We start from the raw sequence: 15,310 nt of genomic DNA, 5'->3' as shown, positions 1-15,310 counted from the left end.
GGTGTTGCCCTGCGAGGCGGATGTTGTCGTTGTCATGATGAAGATTCCTTGGCGCCGTGATCAGCGCTTCTTGTGACCGGTATGCAGCAGGCGCTCGAGATACTGGCTGTAGCGCGACATGCTGAAGCAGAAGACCCAGAAGACCAGCGCCACGAAGGCGTAGCCCTCGATGGAGTAGCCCAGCCATTTGGGGTCGGCGAGACCGGCCTGCACGATGGCGAGCAGATCGAAGAGCCCGATGATCAGTACCAGCGAGGTGTCCTTGAACAGGGCGATGAAGGTGTTCACGATGCCGGGAATCATCAGCTTGAGCGCCTGGGGCAGGACGATCAGCCCCATGTTGCGCCAGTAGCCCAGCCCCAGCGCCATGCCGGCCTCGGTCTGCCCCTTGGGGATCGCCTGCAGGCCACCACGCACCACTTCCGCCATGTAGGCACTCTGGAACAGGGTGATGCCGATCAGCGCGCGCACCAGCTTGTCGAGATTGACCTCGCCAGGCACGAACAGCGGCAGCATCACCGAGGCCATGAACAGCACCGTGATGAGCGGCACACCGCGCCAGAACTCGATGAACACCACACAGATGCTCTTCACGATCGGCATCTCGGAGCGACGCCCCAGCGCCAGCAGGATCCCCAGCGGCAGTGCCGCCACGATACCCACCACCGCCAGCACCAGTGTCAGCATCAGACCGCCCCACTCGTGGGTACCGACGATCTCGAGGCCGAAGCTGCCGCCATGCAGCAGGAAGTAGGCGATGAAGGGGAACACCGCCAGGCTGACGATGGCGACCCAGCCCTTGGCCGGCAGCTTCGGAATCGCCAGCCAGGCGATCAGAGCCGCAAAGACGGCGAAGACGATATCGACCCGCCAGGTTTCCTCGCTCGGGTAGAAGCCGTAGATGAACTGATCGAGACGCGCACTGATGAAGACCCAGCAGGCGCCCTCCCCCGTGCAGTCCTCTCGTGAGGTGCCGCTCCAGCTGGCATCGATCAGCGCCCACTGCAGGCTGGGCACCACCAGCAGATAGACCAGATACAGCGCGAACAGCGTGAACAACGTATTGATCGGTCCGGCGAACAGATTGCTGCGCAACCAGGCCACCGCGCCGATGCTGTCGCTCGGCGCCGGACGGGAATCGATCATCTTCTCGGTGACCCGTGACAGGGTCTTTTCAATCGACATGGGCAGACCCTCAGCGCTCGACCAACGCCATGCGGGCGTTGAACCAGTTCATGAACATGGAGACCAGCAGACTGATGGTCAGATAGACCAGCATCGTCATGGCGATCACCTCGATGGCCTGACCGGTCTGGTTGAGCGTGGTACCCGCGAAGACCGAGACCAGATCGGGATAGCCGATGGCCGTGGCCAGCGACGAGTTCTTGATCAGGTTCAGATACTGGCTGGTCAGCGGCGGGATGATGACGCGCAGCGCCTGCGGCACCACCACCAGACGCAGTGTCATGCCACCGGACAGCGACAGCGCCCGTGACGCTTCGGTCTGGCCGTGCGGTACCGCTTCGATGCCGGAACGCACGATCTCGGCGATGAAGGCTGCGGTATAGACCGACAGCGCGACCCACAGGGCGAGGAACTCGGGGACGACCGTGATGCCGCCACGGAAGTTGAAGCCCTTGAGTTCCGGCAGCTCCCAGCTCAGCGGCATGCCCATCGCGAAGTAGGCCAGCAGCGGCGCCACGATGATCAGACCGAGCGAGATCCAGCCCGCCGGCAGGCGCTGACCGGTACGGGCCTGACGCTGGCGGTTCCAGTAGCTGAAGATGCCGCTGGCGACGACGGCCAGCACGAACACCGCAATCACCACCGAGAAACCGCTGGAAGTGATGGGAGCCGGCACGAACAGACCGCGCACGTTGAGGAAGAACGCCTCGCCCAGCGACAGCGAGCCACGCGGACTCGGCAGGGTTCTCAGGACGGCGAAATACCAGAAGAAGATCTGCAGCAGCAGCGGGATGTTGCGGAAGACTTCGATATAGACCGCCGCCAGCCGCGAGATCAGCCAGTTGGGGGACAGACGCGCGACCCCCATGACGAAGCCGATCACGGTCGCGGCGATGACACCCAGTGCGGATATCAACAAGGTATTGAGCAGGCCGACGATGAAGGTATCGCCATAGGTGGATTGCTCGGAATAGTCGATCAGGCTCTGCAGGATGCCAAAGCCTGCGGTGTTGTCCAGAAAGGCAAAGCCGGTGGTGATGCCACGGCTTTCGAGGTTGGTCAGGGTATTGCTGACGATGATCGCCAACACACCGAACACGCCTGCCAGCATCAATAGCTGGAAGATCAGTGCCCGCTTGGCCGGGTCACGCCAGAATGGCGGCTTGACCGTGGCCGGCGGGCGAGAAGCAGGTTGTGTCATACAGGCAATCTCCGCCGGAAAGCTATGCGACTTCCGCCTGCCGTCCTATCGAACGGCAGATCAGTTATCTCTCGGCACTCGATGAATGGGTCATGAGGAACAGGCTGGGACTCACAGGCTGGGACTCATGTAGGACTTCTTGTTGCCGGGCCCCACATGACGCTGGCCAGAGGAAGTGGAGCAAGGCGCTCACTTCCCCTGGCCAGCGTCCTTGCTCAGCCTGTCATGAGGGGCAAGGCCCACCCGCAGTACAGGGCGAGCCCGCGCATCAGCGAACCGGCGGGGCGTACTGGACGCCGCCATCGGTCCACAGTGCGTTCAAGCCGCGCTCGATCCCCAGTGCGGAACCGGTACCGACGTTGCGCTCGAACATCTGACCGTAGTTACCGACCTGCTTGATGACCTGGTAGGCCCAGTCAGCCGGCAGCCCCATGGCTTCCCCGTAGTTGCCATCGGCACCGACCAGGCGCGCGACGTTCGGGTTGGTGTCCGACTTCTTCTCTTCGATGTTGTCGGAGCTCAGACCCATCTCTTCGGCGTTGATCTGCGCGAACAGGGTCCATTTGACGATGTTGAACCACTGGTCATCGCCCTGACGGACGACGGGGCCCAGCGGTTCCTTGGAGATGACTTCCGGCAGCACCATCGCGGACGCCGGATCGGAGAGCTTGATACGCAGCGCGTAGAGCTGGGATTGGTCGGAGGTCAGGACGTCACAACGACCGGCTTCGAAACCCTTGACGGTCTGGTCGGAGGTATCGAAGACGACCGGCTCGAAGGACATGTCGTTCAGGCGGAAGTAGTCCGCCAGGTTGAGCTCGGTGGTGGTGCCGGACTGGATGCAGACGGCGGCACCGTCCAGCTCCTTGGCACTGGCGACGCCCAGGTCCTTGCTGACCATGAAGCCCTGGCCGTCGTAATAGTTCACGCCAGCGAAGTTGAGGCCCAGTGAGGTGTCACGGGTCGCCGTCCAGGTGGTGTTGCGGGACAGGACATCAATCTCGCCGGACTGCAGCGCGGTGAAACGCTCCTTGGCCGTCAGCGGTACATAGCGCACCTTGCTGGCATCGCCCAGCACGGCGGCGGCGACGCCGCGGCAGACATCGACATCGAGGCCCTGCCAGTTACCGGCGTCATCCGGTGCCGAGAAGCCCGGCAAGCCGGTGCTGACGCCACACTGGACAAAGCCCTTTTCCTTGACGCTATCCAGGGTCGCGGCACTGGCGCCTGTCGCCATGGAGGCGGCCAGGACAGCGGCGCTAGCGATCAGCAGTGGCTTCTTGTTGTTATGCATCGTGATTCCCTCGCGAAAGTCTGGAGTCCGCTCGATCAGCCTCGAGTCAGAAGTGGTGCAATGCATTGCATGGCACCTACCGACAATAGCAAGCCGCGTTCCAATTTCCGCCTATCGCGTGATCCGCTGCGTTCAACGCTGAAAAAAGCGCTAAAACCCAGTGATATAGGCCAAAGCCTCGGAGTGGGGCGGCGGATCATTCCGCGCGATTGCCGCGCAGTTAGGCTCATGGCGAGACCAGTTCGCCTCATATCGGTGCAAAATAAAAACGGCCGTTTCATTGCGAAACGGCCGTTGGCGGTGCAGCGATGTGGCGCGAGTGGCAGATTGCGACCAATGTCTCGGTCTGCCTGACTCAACGCTTGTTCATCCCGTCAGGCACGTTTTCGTGCCTGATGGGACTCCCGTGCCACCGCAAGGTGCATGCAGATCACTTCTCCAGCAGGCGCTGCATGAAGGGCGGCAGCACCAGGGCGGCGCGATGGCCTTCGACGGTATAGAAGTCACGCGCGAAGGTGGCGGCAGCGGCATCTTCCTCGCGGAAGGACTTCACGTCACAGCCCTTGCCCGCCAGGGTGCAGCTCCACCAGCCGGACGGATACACCGGCTGCGGGAACGGCAGGGTCGCGACGCTATCAAAGCCCGCTTCGCCCATGTCGTTGCGCAGGTCCTTGATGATGGAATCGGTGTGATAGAGCGGGGACTCGCTCTGCTGCACCATCAGGCCGCCCTGCTTGAGGATACGATGGCAGCGCTTGAGGAAGTCGGTCTTGAACAGACCTTCCGCCGGGCCGACCGGGTCGGTGGAATCGACGATCAGTACGTCGATGCTCTCGTCCGGGCAGTTGTCGACCCACTTGACGCCATCCTCGAACAGCAGCTCGGCGCGCGGGTCGTCATTGGACTCGACCAGTGCCGGGAAGAATTGCTCGGAGGCACGCGTGACCGCCGGATCGATATCGATCTGGGTGACCTTCTCCACGCCCGGGTGCTTGAGCACCTCACGCAGAGTGCCGCAATCGCCACCGCCGATGATGACGACACGCTTGGGGTCTGCATGAGCGAACAGCGCCGGGTGCGACATCATCTCGTGATAGAGGAAGTTGTCACGGTCAGTCAGCATCACGCAGCCGTCCAGCACCATCAGGTTGCCGTAGGTCTCGGTGGCATAGACTTCGAGGTGCTGATAAGGGGTCTGCTCGTCATGCAGCTTGTGGCTGACCTTGAGCGAGAAGGCGCTGCCGTGGCGATCGAAGATTTCGGTAAACCAGGAGCCATCGAGACGTTCGGTCATGGGGGACCCTCGCATTGGATATCACAGACGGGATATCAAGGTATGGATAGAGACGGCACGATGGCCATCGGAAATTGCGCCAATCAGCACTGCGCCAGCGTCAGGCCGGCAGTTCACGGCCCGCATGACGCCCACGCGGCGTGATGTCGTGATACGCGACATGCCGGGCAAGCGCCAACATGGCGCAGGCGCTGCACCATAGCCAAAGACGGCCGGAGTGGAAAGTGTTGATGCATGACAATTTCAGACAGGCCGCGTATCGATGACACGCGGCCCGGGGGAGAGGCTCAGCGAGAGGCCGGTCCGAGGCGGACCAGATGGAGAATCAGTCTGACGCACTGAAACACTCCCAGCCCGATGAGGATGCCGGCGAGGTCCGCCAGCGCATCCAGCACCTCAGCGCCGCGATAGGGAATCGCCAGCTGCAGACATTCGATGGCGACGCCCAGCAGCAGCAGGAGCGGCAGGATGATCAAGCTGGTCAAGCCCGCCAGCCGTGTCGTCAGCGCCAGCAACGCGAAGGCGGAGAAATGCTGCAGCTTGTCCCAGGGGAAGGTCTGCTCCGGATGCGGCACGCCCGGGGAGAGCGTGCCGAACAGGATCAGCAACAGACACAGAAGCGCCACGAAGGCCCAACCGCGGCGCGGGATGAGACGCTGCTCGACCGGCGTCATGCTGACACCCCCGCTGCCCGGCACCCTTCTGCTTGCTGCACTGCTACTTGCCACCTTCTATAGGCAGCAACAGGGGTGGCAGCAGAGAAGACCATGACGGGCTCTCCCATCAGCCGCGGGCGACCGGTGTCGCATTGGCGGCGTCATCCTGATGGTAGGCCGGGCTCAGCTCATGCAGCGCATCCATCAGGGCATTGACGTTACCCGGGTCCGTGAACTGGCTGATGCCGTGCCCCAGATTGAAGATGTGGCCAGGCCCCTGACCATAGCTGTCGAGGATGCGACCGACTTCAGCACGAATGGCGGCCGGCGTACCGAACAGCGCATTCGGGTCCAGGTTGCCCTGCAGGGCCACACGATGGCCGACACGCTCACGCGCATTGGACATCTCGGTGGTCCAGTCGAGGCCCACGGCATCACAGCCAGAGGCAGCGATGTGCTCGAGCCACTGACCACCATTCTTGGTGAACAGGATCACCGGCACACGGTTGCCTTCGCTGTCCGGCTTGAGACCGGCCACGATCTGTTCCATGTAGCGCAGCGAGAACTCGAGATAGGCCGGCGTGGACAGGGTGCCGCCCCAGGTATCGAAGATCTGCACCGCCTGAGCACCCGCGGCAATCTGGGCGTTCAGGTAGTCGGTAACGGCCTGTGCGAGGGTGTCGAGCAACTGATGCATGGCTTCCGGATTGGAATACATCAGGCCTTTCACATGACGGAAGTCCTTGCTGGAACCGCCCTCGACCATATAAGTGGCCAGTGTCCACGGGCTGCCGGAGAAACCGATCAGCGGCACGCGGCCGTTCAGCTCACGGCGGATGGTGGACACGGCACGCATGACGTAATCGAGATCACGCTCGACATTCGGCACGCTCAGCGCCGCGATTTCCTCGGCAGTCCGCACTGTCTTGCGGAATTTCGGGCCTTCGCCGGTCTCGAAGTAAAGGCCCAGCCCCATGGCATCCGGGATGGTCAGGATGTCGGAGAACAGGATGGCGGCATCCAGCGGGAAGCGCTCCAGCGGCTGCAGCGTCACCTCGCAGGCACGCGCGGTGTCCATGCACAGGTCCATGAAGCCACCGGCCTGACCGCGGACTTCGCGATATTCCGGCAGATAGCGGCCAGCCTGGCGCATCATCCAGACGGGAGTACGGTCGACCGGCTGACGGGCCAGCGCGCGCAGGAAGCGATCATTCTTCAAGGTCATCGGAATCACACATCAGCTCGGGGAATGTCTCGGCATTCTATCAGAGCCTGAGAAAAATCCCGCCCATCGTGGTGATGCAACAAATGCATTGGCAAATCGCCCCGCCTTTATAGTTCCTTTGCTGGCGTCATCCGACCATTGTGGTGGTGGCGGCAACAACGCTTTTCCATACAGAGCGATGAGTCATCGGCCACAGACTGGTAAACTCGCCACATGACTGCATGCTGGCCGACGGTATCTCGAGCGACTCATCGAGACATTGCCGGACCACCGCATGCCCGCGCTTTTTCAGCCCGGCGATTGTCCGGGCGTTCGAGGTGAACAGTGACCATTCGATTCATCGCCGCCTCGCGGCTGCCAACGCCCTGGGCGACCTTCACCATGCACGGTTTCGAGGATGAGACCACCGGCAAGGACCACATCGCCCTGACCCTGGGCGACATCGATGACGGCGCGCCGGTGCTGGGCCGCGTGCATTCCGAGTGCCTGACCGGCGACGCCCTCTTCTCGATGCGCTGTGACTGCGGCTATCAGCTGCAGGAAGCGCTCAAGCGCATTGCCGCCGAAGGCCGCGGCGTGCTGCTCTATCTGCGTCAGGAAGGCCGCGGCATCGGTCTGCTCAACAAGATTCGCGCCTATGAGCTGCAGGATGGCGGCGCCGATACCGTCGAAGCCAATGAGCGCCTCGGTTTCGGGGCTGACATGCGCCGCTACGATATCTGTGTGCCGATGCTGGAGCATCTCGGCGTCAGCACTCTCAAGCTGATGACCAACAACCCGCGCAAGGTCGATGCCCTTACCCGTGATGGTGTCACCATCAGTGAGCGCCAGCCGATCACCACGGGCCTGAATCCGCACAACGAGCACTATCTCTCGACCAAGGCGGGCAAGCTGGGCCACATGATGGCACTGGATGATTTCACCCAGGCAAGCGACGTGGATATCGAACGCAGCGAGTAGCCGCGCGCAGGGGGAGCCTGACTGGTTCCCCCTTCCTTTATAGGCAAATTGACTGGCTGGCACAGCGAGCGTGACATGACGACGTCACCCGCCAGGGAGTAGGCTGGAGTCGAACCCGCGCCGGAGACATCGCCATGCGCAAAGACTCAACGGCTGCATCATCACAGCCTTCTTCATCGCAACCTCAGTCATCACAGCCTTCGTCAACACGGCCCGCCTCGACACCTCCTCAGGCATCACCCTCTTCCAGCGCATCGCCTGCCGATGACGCAGATTCACGCGACACCTCCGCAACGCCTGCTCTCTATACCCGGCTGGAGGAATGGCTGCACAGCGCCAGCCACGGCATCGGCGCCTTCATGGGCCTCGTCGGCATGATCGTGCTGATCGTGATGGCCAGCCTCGCTGCCGAAGTCGACCCCTGGAAGATCGTCAGCGTCAGCCTCTACGGCCTGACCCTGGTGGTGCTGTATGCGGCCTCGACGCTCTATCACGGTATCCGTCACCCACGCCTGAAATATGCCTTCCAGCTGCTGGATCACTGCGCCATCTATCTTCTGATCGCCGGCACCTATACGCCCTTCCTGCTGGTCAATCTTCGCGGCCCGACCGGCTGGACACTGTTCGCCATCATCTGGTCGCTCGCGCTGGGCGGCATCTTCCTCAAGCTGCGCTGGCCTGAACGCTTCAGTGCCCTGCGCGTGAGCGTCTATCTGCTGATGGGCTGGTTGATCGTGTTCGCCTCGCCGATGCTGGTCGAGAAGCTCTCCGAGACGGGGCTCATCCTGCTGGTCGCCGGCGGCATCACCTATACCCTGGGCGTGATCTTCTTTCTGATGACACGCCTGCGCTATCACCACGCCATCTGGCACCTGTTCGTGCTTGGCGGCAGTACCTGCCACTTCTTCGCCATCTATACCGCAGTGCTGCCGTATTCCGTATGACGTGATCGGGGAACCGCCACGCTGGCCGGCGCTCTTGAGCACACCGGCTTGAGAACACGGCACTGAGAACACGGCACTGAGAACACGGCACTGAGAACACGGCACTGAGAACATCGGCAAGCCACCTCAAAAAGGCGGGAAGAGTCGTCATGACCCTTCCCGCTTTTTTTCGCGATTTTTTTGACGCTTCAGGGCTCGTCTCTCACAGGGCTATCTCCCTGAGGGGCAAAGACCGGCAAGCGATACCGGGTACCGCGCCCGACACCGTAACTTTCCAGTACTTGTTTGGCGGTAAGATCGGCGAGATCGCGGGCGGCGGTAGGGTCGGAGGTATCGACCAGGGCGCGGTATTCGGCGCGCCCCACGCCCTCTTCGTCGTCTCGCTCCAACAATGTCAGTACCAGCTCGCGCTGGCGGGCATTCAGCGGCGTACGCGCGTGCTCCAGCCACAGTCGCTCGGCGCGCTGGACGCGCTGGTAATGGAAGGCCGTCCGACGACCGGCGTCGCGCAGACGCAAAAGCCACCACTCGGACCAGACATTCATGTCACCGGGCGCTGCATCCTCCCCCTCACCATTGAGCGCGCGGTCCAGCTGCGGCGGCAGCGGATGGCCGCTGGCCGAGGTCTGGGGCTTGCCGAGATAACGCTGCTCCAGCTCGCGCAATTCGTCCTGATGCTCGAGCACCACCGAGAACAGCGCCTGGCGGCGCCAGCAGAGTTGCTCCAGCGCTTCCGACTCCCAGCGCTCGGCGGCCTTGCCGACAAACTCGCCCTGCTGCTGCAACGCGGCCAGGGCATCGATTCGTGTCAGCCAGCGCATCAGCAGCAAGCGCCCGATCAAGCCGTTGCCCAAGGCCAGCGGTGCGAGCGCCTGCCAGTGCGCATGCAGCTGCAGGGCATTCAACACCCCTGAGTTATCCACATCCGGTTCTTCCGTCGCCAGACGCTGCCAGAAGACATCCAGCTCCCGGTCCAACGCATCGGGGTTCTCCGCCGGAGCGCGATAACGCAAGCGCTTGAGACCGTAACGACCGCTGACCGCCTCGTAGCGCGCCTCGCGCCATGCCCCGAGAGGCTGACCACTGCTGCGCGGCAGGAAAGGCCCCAGACGCCGATGCCACTCGAGCACCTGTTGGCGGCTCAGCGGCTGGAATGCCGTGCGCACGACTTCCAGCGTCACATCCACGAAGACGTCGACACCAGGTGCCGGCCCGCGCGGTGACTCCTGATGGCCGGACTCCAGCCCCAGCGCCTGATACAGCGCATCACGCAACGCCGCCCGCCCGAGCACCACGCCGGACAGCTGGGCACTGGCTTCCATCTCTTCGCTGAGGAGCGTCGCCTCGAGACGCAGGCGTTGTCGGGGATAGAGATTCTGTCCCTGAGCGACCAGCGGCGACATCACCGCCTGGGTCGCCGCCAACTGCCCCATCAAGGGCATGACCTCCAACCGCCCCCGTGGCCAGTCAGGCTGCTGCCAGATCCACATAAGTTGTTATTCCCATTGATGTTTTCACCAACATCTTATCAAAAAGATCCGCAATAAACCACATACCGAATCAATTAATGATGCGCAAAATAGCAAAGATACGATCATCGCTTTTGATTTGATCAATGTCATGTCATGAAAATCTAATAAACCTCTCAACCCCATGATTTTCATCGGATATGTCGCCACTCACAACGCATGAGTACTGCCCTCGCCCTCATCACGATCAACACTTGACCACCATGACGAAAACAACCAATTACCGAATCATTAATAGATACGCAAAATATTCAACAGCGCATCATTCACCACCGAATGCCTGAAACCCGCCCTCGATCGAGGGCCTGCCTCGCGCCGCCCTGCCTCGAACCGCCCTGCCTCGAACCGCCCTGCCTCGAACCGCCCTGCCTCGAACCGCCCTGCCTCGAACCGCCCTGCCTCGAACCGCCCTGCCTCGAACCGACCTGTCTCGAACCGACCTGGGTCAGCCCGCCACCAGACAGCCTGGGGCGCGCCCCAGACAGTTGACGCCGCTGAACGAGCAGGGTGACCCCTCAACCTCGTCAGGCGTCCTGCAAGCGCCTCTGAGGCCCAGAAACGCAAAAGGCGCCACCTGATATCAGGATGGCGCCTCGTGGCGTGTGCGCGCTCTCAGAGCGCTTTCATGACGTCATTGCAGAACATGCAGTACATGCAGGACAGATCAGCCCGTCAGCTTGGCCTGTGACGGCGTTCTATGACGGTTCCGGCAACAGGGCTCAGTGTTGCTGACGCTCCTCGGCGGCCTGTTGCTCGCGCTGGCGGGCCCGCTCGCAGGCAGGACGCGCTCGCACCTCTTCGCCCCATTGTTCAAGCACGGCCGGCAGAGGTTGCCCGGCCATCTGCGCCCAGCTGAGGGTCTGGGCGAGAAAGATATCGGCGACACTGAATTCATCGGCCACCAGCCAGCCCTGGCCATCGAAGCGGCGCTGAAGTGCCTTGAGAGCACGCTGGAATTCCCATTGGGCTGTCTGCTTGATGGCATCACAGCGCTGGTCCTCCGGCAGCGCGAAGGTGTGCTTGGCCAATGTCCACAGCGGCTGCTCAAGCTCGGTGGTCAGGAAACTGAGCCATTGATCCATCTGTGCCTGCCCGGCCAGCGATTGTGGCAGCAGGCGCCCTTCTCGCGCCGCCAGGTAGCGACAGATGGCACTGGACTCGAACAGGGCCAGCTCACCATCCACCAGGGCTGGCGCCTTGCCATCGGGATGAATGGCCAGGTATTCAGGGCTGTGCCCCTCACCGGCCTTCAGATCCAGACTATGAATCCGGTAATCGAGCCCCAGTTCCTCGAGCGTCCAGGCGACCCGCAGCGAGCGGGAATTCGGATAGCTGTAGAGAGTCAACATGGTCGGGCGCACTCCGTGGCGTTGCGGTGGTGACTGGCGCAGGTGACGGCTTTCGCGCCAGCCAGGCCCTGGCTGCTTGAGCAGAGGGCTTGATGGTCATCCAGCATGGGCGGGAAGTCGCGGAGTTTCCATGCATCCTTCGCCGTCTCGCCGCAGGCAGTCACACAACGAAAAACGCCTGTGGACAACTCGAACTCTCGAGTCATCCACAGGCGTTTCGGTATTGCATGTCACCAGGATCAGCTGCCGAGGCGAGCCTCGATACTGGCGCGGATGCCGGCGGCATCCAGACCGCAATCACGCAGCAGCTCGACCGGCTTGCCATGCTCGACGAAGCCATCCGGCAGCCCCAGCAGCAACATGGGCTGAGCCAGTCCCGCGTTCAGGTAGAGCTCGGCCACGCCGGCTCCCGCGCCACCCGCGATGGCATTCTCTTCGACGGTCACGACCAGGTCGTGCTCCGCGGCGATCTCGAGCAATGCCTCACGGTCCAGCGGCTTGATGGAGCGCAGATTGAAGTGGGTCGCGTCCAGCGCCTCGGCGACCTCGGCCACCGGCGTGTTCATGCTGCCCACGGCGACGATGGCGACACGCACCTCGGGGCTGCCGCTGATACGACGGCGATATTCCCCCTGACCGATGGCCATTGGCGTCAGGTCGGCATCGGTGGCCACCCCCGGCCCGGTACCGCGCGGATAGCGCACTGCGGCAGGCCCGGAGTGGGCCAGTGCCGCGCTCAGCATGCCACGGCACTCGGCTTCATCGGCCGGCGCCATCAGCACCAGCTCCGGCACGCAGCGCAGGAACGACATGTCCAGGCTGCCGTGATGGGTCGGGCCGTCCTCGCCGACCAGACCGGCACGGTCGATGGCAAAGGTCACGTCCAGTTTCTGCACCGCGACATCGTGGATCAGCTGATCATAGCCACGCTGCAGGAAGGTGGAATAGATCGCCACCACCGGCTTCATGCCCTCACAGGCCATGCCCGCTGCCACTGTCACCGCGTGCTGCTCCGCGATGGCGACATCGTAGTAGCGATCAGGATATTCCTTCGAGAAGCGCACCAGATCCGAGCCTTCCCGCATGGCCGGCGTGATGCCGATGACGCGCGCATCCGCGGCGGCGGCGTCACACAGCCAGTTGCCGAAGACGCTGCAGTATTTCTGCGGCTTGGGAGCCGGCGCGTCGGTGACGGCAGGCGCCTGCTCGGCTGCCTGAGGCGCGGCCTTCTCGAGCTTGGTGATGGCGTGATAACCGATCGGGTCACGCTCCGCCGGCAGGAAGCCCTTGCCCTTGCGCGTCACCACATGCAGGAACTGCGGGCCATCCAGATCACGCATGTTGCGCAACGTCTGCACCAGCGCCGGCAGGTCATGGCCGTCGATGGGGCCGATGTAGTTGAAGCCCATCTCCTCGAACAGCGTCGCCGGGCTGATGAAGCCCTTCATGTGCTCTTCGGTACGCTTGGCAAGCTCCAGCGCACCCGGCAAGGGCGACAGCAGTCGCTTGCCGTTGGCGCGCATCTGGGTATACGGCTTGCTGGCCAGAATACGTGCCAGATAGCTTGCCAGGCCGCCGACGTTCTCGGAGATCGACATCTCGTTGTCATTGAGCACGACCAGCATATTGGCCTTCACGTGCCCGGCATGCGCCAGTGCCTCGAACGCCATGCCAGCCGTCAGGGCACCATCGCCGATCACCGCACAGGCGCGCCGTGACTCACCCGCCGTGCGGGCGCCGAGCGCCATGCCCAACGCCGCACTGATCGAGGTGCTGGAATGGCCCACCCCGAAGGTGTCGAACTCGCTCTCGGCACGCTTGGGGAAGGCAGACAGGCCGTTGTACTGGCGCATGCTGTACATGGCTTCACGACGGCCGGTCAGAATCTTGTGCGGATAGGCCTGATGACCCACGTCCCACACCAGACGGTCATGGGGCGTTTCCAGCGCATGGTGGAGGGCCACGGTCAGCTCGACCACACCGAGCCCGGCACCGAAGTGCCCGCCGGTACAGCCGACGCTGTAAAGCAGGTAGGCGCGCAGTTCGTCAGCCAATTGGCGCAGCTGTGCCGCGCTCATGGCGCGCAGCGCTTGAGGTGTCTCGACCGCATCGAGCAGTGGCGTCGCGGGGCGCGCCTGAGGTATCTCGTCAAACAGCTTCATAGGCGTCAGGAATCAGTGGTCTCGCTCGATCATGTAGCGCGCCAGCACCGCGAGTGGCTCTGCGGCCTCTCCCAACGGTGCCAGGGCATCCAGGGCCTCTTGCAGTAGCTGACCTGCTCGCTCTTGAGCACCATCGAGTCCAAGCAGCGAGGGATAGGTCGGCTTGTCGCGCGCAGCGTCAGCACCGGCCGTCTTGCCAAGCGTTGCGGTGTCGCCCGTCACGTCCAGGATGTCATCCTGGATCTGGAAGGCCAGGCCGATAGCCGAAGCGTAGCGCTCCAGGGCAGCAAGACGCGAATCCTGCTCGTCGACTGCCACCAATCCGCCCAGACGGACCGCGGCGCGTATCAGCGCGCCGGTCTTGTAGGCATGCATGCGTGACAGCGCCTCTACCTCGCGGAACTGGCCGACCGCCTCGAGGTCCAGCGCCTGACCGGCCACCATGCCGCGCCGCCCGGAGGCCTCGGCCAGGGTACGCACCAGGGCCGGTGTCCGTACATGGCCGGTCGTCGCCATCACTTCGAAGGAGAGCGTCAACAGGGCATCGCCCGCGAGAATGGCGGTCGCCTCATCGAAGGCGCGATGCACGGTGGGACGGCCACGCCGCAGGTCGTCATCGTCCATGGCCGGCAGGTCATCATGGACCAGCGAATAGGCATGCACCAATTCGAGCGCCGCTGCCGCCGCGTCCAGCGCAGCGCGGTCAGCGGCCTCCTCATCGCAGCCCAGGGCACGACCCACCGCATACAGCAGCACGGGGCGCAGACGCTTGCCGCCACCCAGCACGCTGTAGCGCATGGCGTCCTCGAGACGCTCACTCACCGCCGCACTGCCGGGAGTCAACAACGCCTCAAGCACGGCCTCACTGCGCGCCTGTCCAGAGCGAATCAGCTCGCTGGCCTGCGATGCTGTCGGCGTGACTTGCGTATTCAATCCACCTGACATCACCAGTCCTTCTCCTCGTCCGCTTCACCCGCCATGCTGCCTGCGGCATCGGGCGCCGTAAACGCCGTGGGCGTCAGCGCTCCCTCCGGGCCTTCCACCAATGCCTGCAGGCGCAACTCGGCGCTGTCGAGCCGCTGCTGCGCCTCACGCGCCAGTCCCACGCCCTCTTCAAAAGCGCCCAGTGACGCTTCCAGCGACATGTCGCCAGCCTCGAGCCGCGTCACCAACCCTTCAAGACGGGCCAGGGTGGCGGCGAAATCCTGTGGCACTTCCTTTTCGGCCATGGGTGCTCTCGCTCATCCGACCGGGCGGGCCCGGTGTCTCTGTGTGGAGCGCCAGTATAACCCGAAGGGCTTCACGACGCTGCCCACCCCCTGCGCACGGAGGAAGAGTCACATCAAACGGCTGTGCTGTGAATTTTTCATGCCCGGCACGCGGACATTTCATCCGGAGGCCCCGTCGGCTGTGATATTCTTTGCTCCCCTGTTGACAGCACGCCCCGCTGTTTCTCTGGCATTTTCTTGAGGTGTGACACGCCAGCAGGTCATGAAAAAGACCAAACGAAC

The 15,310-nt window shown here is 63.1% G+C and carries 13 protein-coding genes; 2 read left to right on the top strand and 11 right to left on the bottom strand.

From position 1 onward, the window contains the following. Positions 1-60: 60 nt before the first annotated feature. From LCW13_RS00295 to hemE, 6 genes are all read right to left on the bottom strand, one after another. Positions 61-1,185: an amino acid ABC transporter permease gene (locus LCW13_RS00295; protein ID WP_043331588.1), complete on the bottom strand. Its 1,125-nt coding sequence runs from the start codon at positions 1,183-1,185 to the stop codon at positions 61-63. Positions 1,186-1,195: 10 nt separating this feature from the next. Further along, complete coding sequence (locus tag LCW13_RS00290) at positions 1,196-2,386, bottom strand: amino acid ABC transporter permease (protein ID WP_043331589.1); 1,191 nt, start codon at positions 2,384-2,386, stop codon at positions 1,196-1,198. Positions 2,387-2,654: 268 nt separating this feature from the next. Next, on the bottom strand, positions 2,655-3,680 hold the full coding sequence (locus LCW13_RS00285; RefSeq protein WP_225347461.1) for an amino acid ABC transporter substrate-binding protein: 1,026 nt from the start codon (positions 3,678-3,680) through the stop codon (positions 2,655-2,657). A 430-nt stretch (positions 3,681-4,110) separates the two neighbouring features. Then, the gene (speE, locus tag LCW13_RS00280) at positions 4,111-4,974 is read right to left on the bottom strand and encodes a polyamine aminopropyltransferase (RefSeq protein WP_043331591.1); all 864 of its coding nucleotides are present in this window, start codon (positions 4,972-4,974) and stop codon (positions 4,111-4,113) included. 287 nt (positions 4,975-5,261) lie between these two features. After that, positions 5,262-5,648: a VanZ family protein gene (locus LCW13_RS00275; protein WP_215823670.1), complete on the bottom strand. Its 387-nt coding sequence runs from the start codon at positions 5,646-5,648 to the stop codon at positions 5,262-5,264. A 109-nt stretch (positions 5,649-5,757) separates the two neighbouring features. After that, complete coding sequence (hemE, locus tag LCW13_RS00270) at positions 5,758-6,855, bottom strand: uroporphyrinogen decarboxylase (protein WP_225347460.1); 1,098 nt, start codon at positions 6,853-6,855, stop codon at positions 5,758-5,760. Between the two features lie 324 nt (positions 6,856-7,179). On the opposite strand from hemE, the gene ribA reads away from it, so the two are divergent. Both ribA and trhA read left to right on the top strand, forming a co-directional pair. Further along, positions 7,180-7,815 (top strand): GTP cyclohydrolase II, encoded by a 636-nt coding sequence (gene ribA / locus LCW13_RS00265; RefSeq protein ID WP_043331593.1) that lies wholly within the window; start codon positions 7,180-7,182, stop codon positions 7,813-7,815. Between the two features lie 134 nt (positions 7,816-7,949). Beyond that, on the top strand, positions 7,950-8,759 hold the full coding sequence (gene trhA / locus LCW13_RS00260) for a PAQR family membrane homeostasis protein TrhA (RefSeq protein ID WP_225347459.1): 810 nt from the start codon (positions 7,950-7,952) through the stop codon (positions 8,757-8,759). 188 nt (positions 8,760-8,947) lie between these two features. Here trhA and LCW13_RS00255 read toward each other — a convergent pair whose 3' ends face one another. The 5 genes from LCW13_RS00255 to xseB all read right to left on the bottom strand — a co-directional run bounded on the left by LCW13_RS00255 (position 8,948) and on the right by xseB (position 15,028). Next, positions 8,948-10,249 (bottom strand): DUF4172 domain-containing protein, encoded by a 1,302-nt coding sequence (locus LCW13_RS00255; protein WP_225347458.1) that lies wholly within the window; start codon positions 10,247-10,249, stop codon positions 8,948-8,950. 758 nt (positions 10,250-11,007) lie between these two features. Beyond that, positions 11,008-11,637, bottom strand: coding sequence for a glutathione S-transferase family protein (locus LCW13_RS00250; RefSeq protein WP_192839049.1), 630 nt, complete (start codon positions 11,635-11,637; stop codon positions 11,008-11,010). A 239-nt stretch (positions 11,638-11,876) separates the two neighbouring features. Beyond that, positions 11,877-13,799, bottom strand: a complete 1,923-nt coding sequence (gene dxs, locus LCW13_RS00245; RefSeq protein ID WP_225347457.1) for a 1-deoxy-D-xylulose-5-phosphate synthase — start codon at positions 13,797-13,799, stop codon at positions 11,877-11,879. A gap of 12 nt (positions 13,800-13,811) precedes the next feature. Continuing rightward, positions 13,812-14,744, bottom strand: a complete 933-nt coding sequence (locus tag LCW13_RS00240) for a polyprenyl synthetase family protein (RefSeq protein ID WP_225347456.1) — start codon at positions 14,742-14,744, stop codon at positions 13,812-13,814. After that, a complete protein-coding gene (gene xseB / locus LCW13_RS00235; protein WP_225347455.1) occupies positions 14,744-15,028 on the bottom strand; it encodes an exodeoxyribonuclease VII small subunit in 285 nt (94 codons plus the stop codon). Before xseB ends, LCW13_RS00240 begins: the two co-directional genes overlap by 1 nt. Positions 15,029-15,310 lie beyond the last annotated feature (282 nt).

The sequence above is a fragment of the Cobetia amphilecti genome (genome assembly GCF_020217465.1).
GTDB classification, from domain to species: Bacteria; Pseudomonadota; Gammaproteobacteria; order Pseudomonadales; family Halomonadaceae; genus Cobetia; species Cobetia amphilecti.
This window is presented reverse-complemented; position numbering and strand designations above follow the sequence as displayed.

Coding starts and splice junctions, on each gene's coding strand:
- LCW13_RS00295 (WP_043331588.1), bottom strand. CDS start 1,185: ATGTCGATTGAAAAGACCCTGTCACGGGTCACCGAGAAGATGATCGAT.
- dxs (WP_225347457.1), bottom strand. CDS start 13,799: ATGAAGCTGTTTGACGAGATACCTCAGGCGCGCCCCGCGACGCCACTG.
- speE (WP_043331591.1), bottom strand. CDS start 4,974: ATGACCGAACGTCTCGATGGCTCCTGGTTTACCGAAATCTTCGATCGC.
- hemE (WP_225347460.1), bottom strand. CDS start 6,855: ATGACCTTGAAGAATGATCGCTTCCTGCGCGCGCTGGCCCGTCAGCCG.
- LCW13_RS00255 (WP_225347458.1), bottom strand. CDS start 10,249: ATGTGGATCTGGCAGCAGCCTGACTGGCCACGGGGGCGGTTGGAGGTC.
- LCW13_RS00250 (WP_192839049.1), bottom strand. CDS start 11,637: ATGTTGACTCTCTACAGCTATCCGAATTCCCGCTCGCTGCGGGTCGCC.
- LCW13_RS00240 (WP_225347456.1), bottom strand. CDS start 14,744: ATGTCAGGTGGATTGAATACGCAAGTCACGCCGACAGCATCGCAGGCC.
- LCW13_RS00285 (WP_225347461.1), bottom strand. CDS start 3,680: ATGCATAACAACAAGAAGCCACTGCTGATCGCTAGCGCCGCTGTCCTG.
- trhA (WP_225347459.1), top strand. CDS start 7,950: ATGCGCAAAGACTCAACGGCTGCATCATCACAGCCTTCTTCATCGCAA.
- xseB (WP_225347455.1), bottom strand. CDS start 15,028: ATGGCCGAAAAGGAAGTGCCACAGGATTTCGCCGCCACCCTGGCCCGT.
- LCW13_RS00275 (WP_215823670.1), bottom strand. CDS start 5,648: ATGACGCCGGTCGAGCAGCGTCTCATCCCGCGCCGCGGTTGGGCCTTC.
- LCW13_RS00290 (WP_043331589.1), bottom strand. CDS start 2,386: ATGACACAACCTGCTTCTCGCCCGCCGGCCACGGTCAAGCCGCCATTC.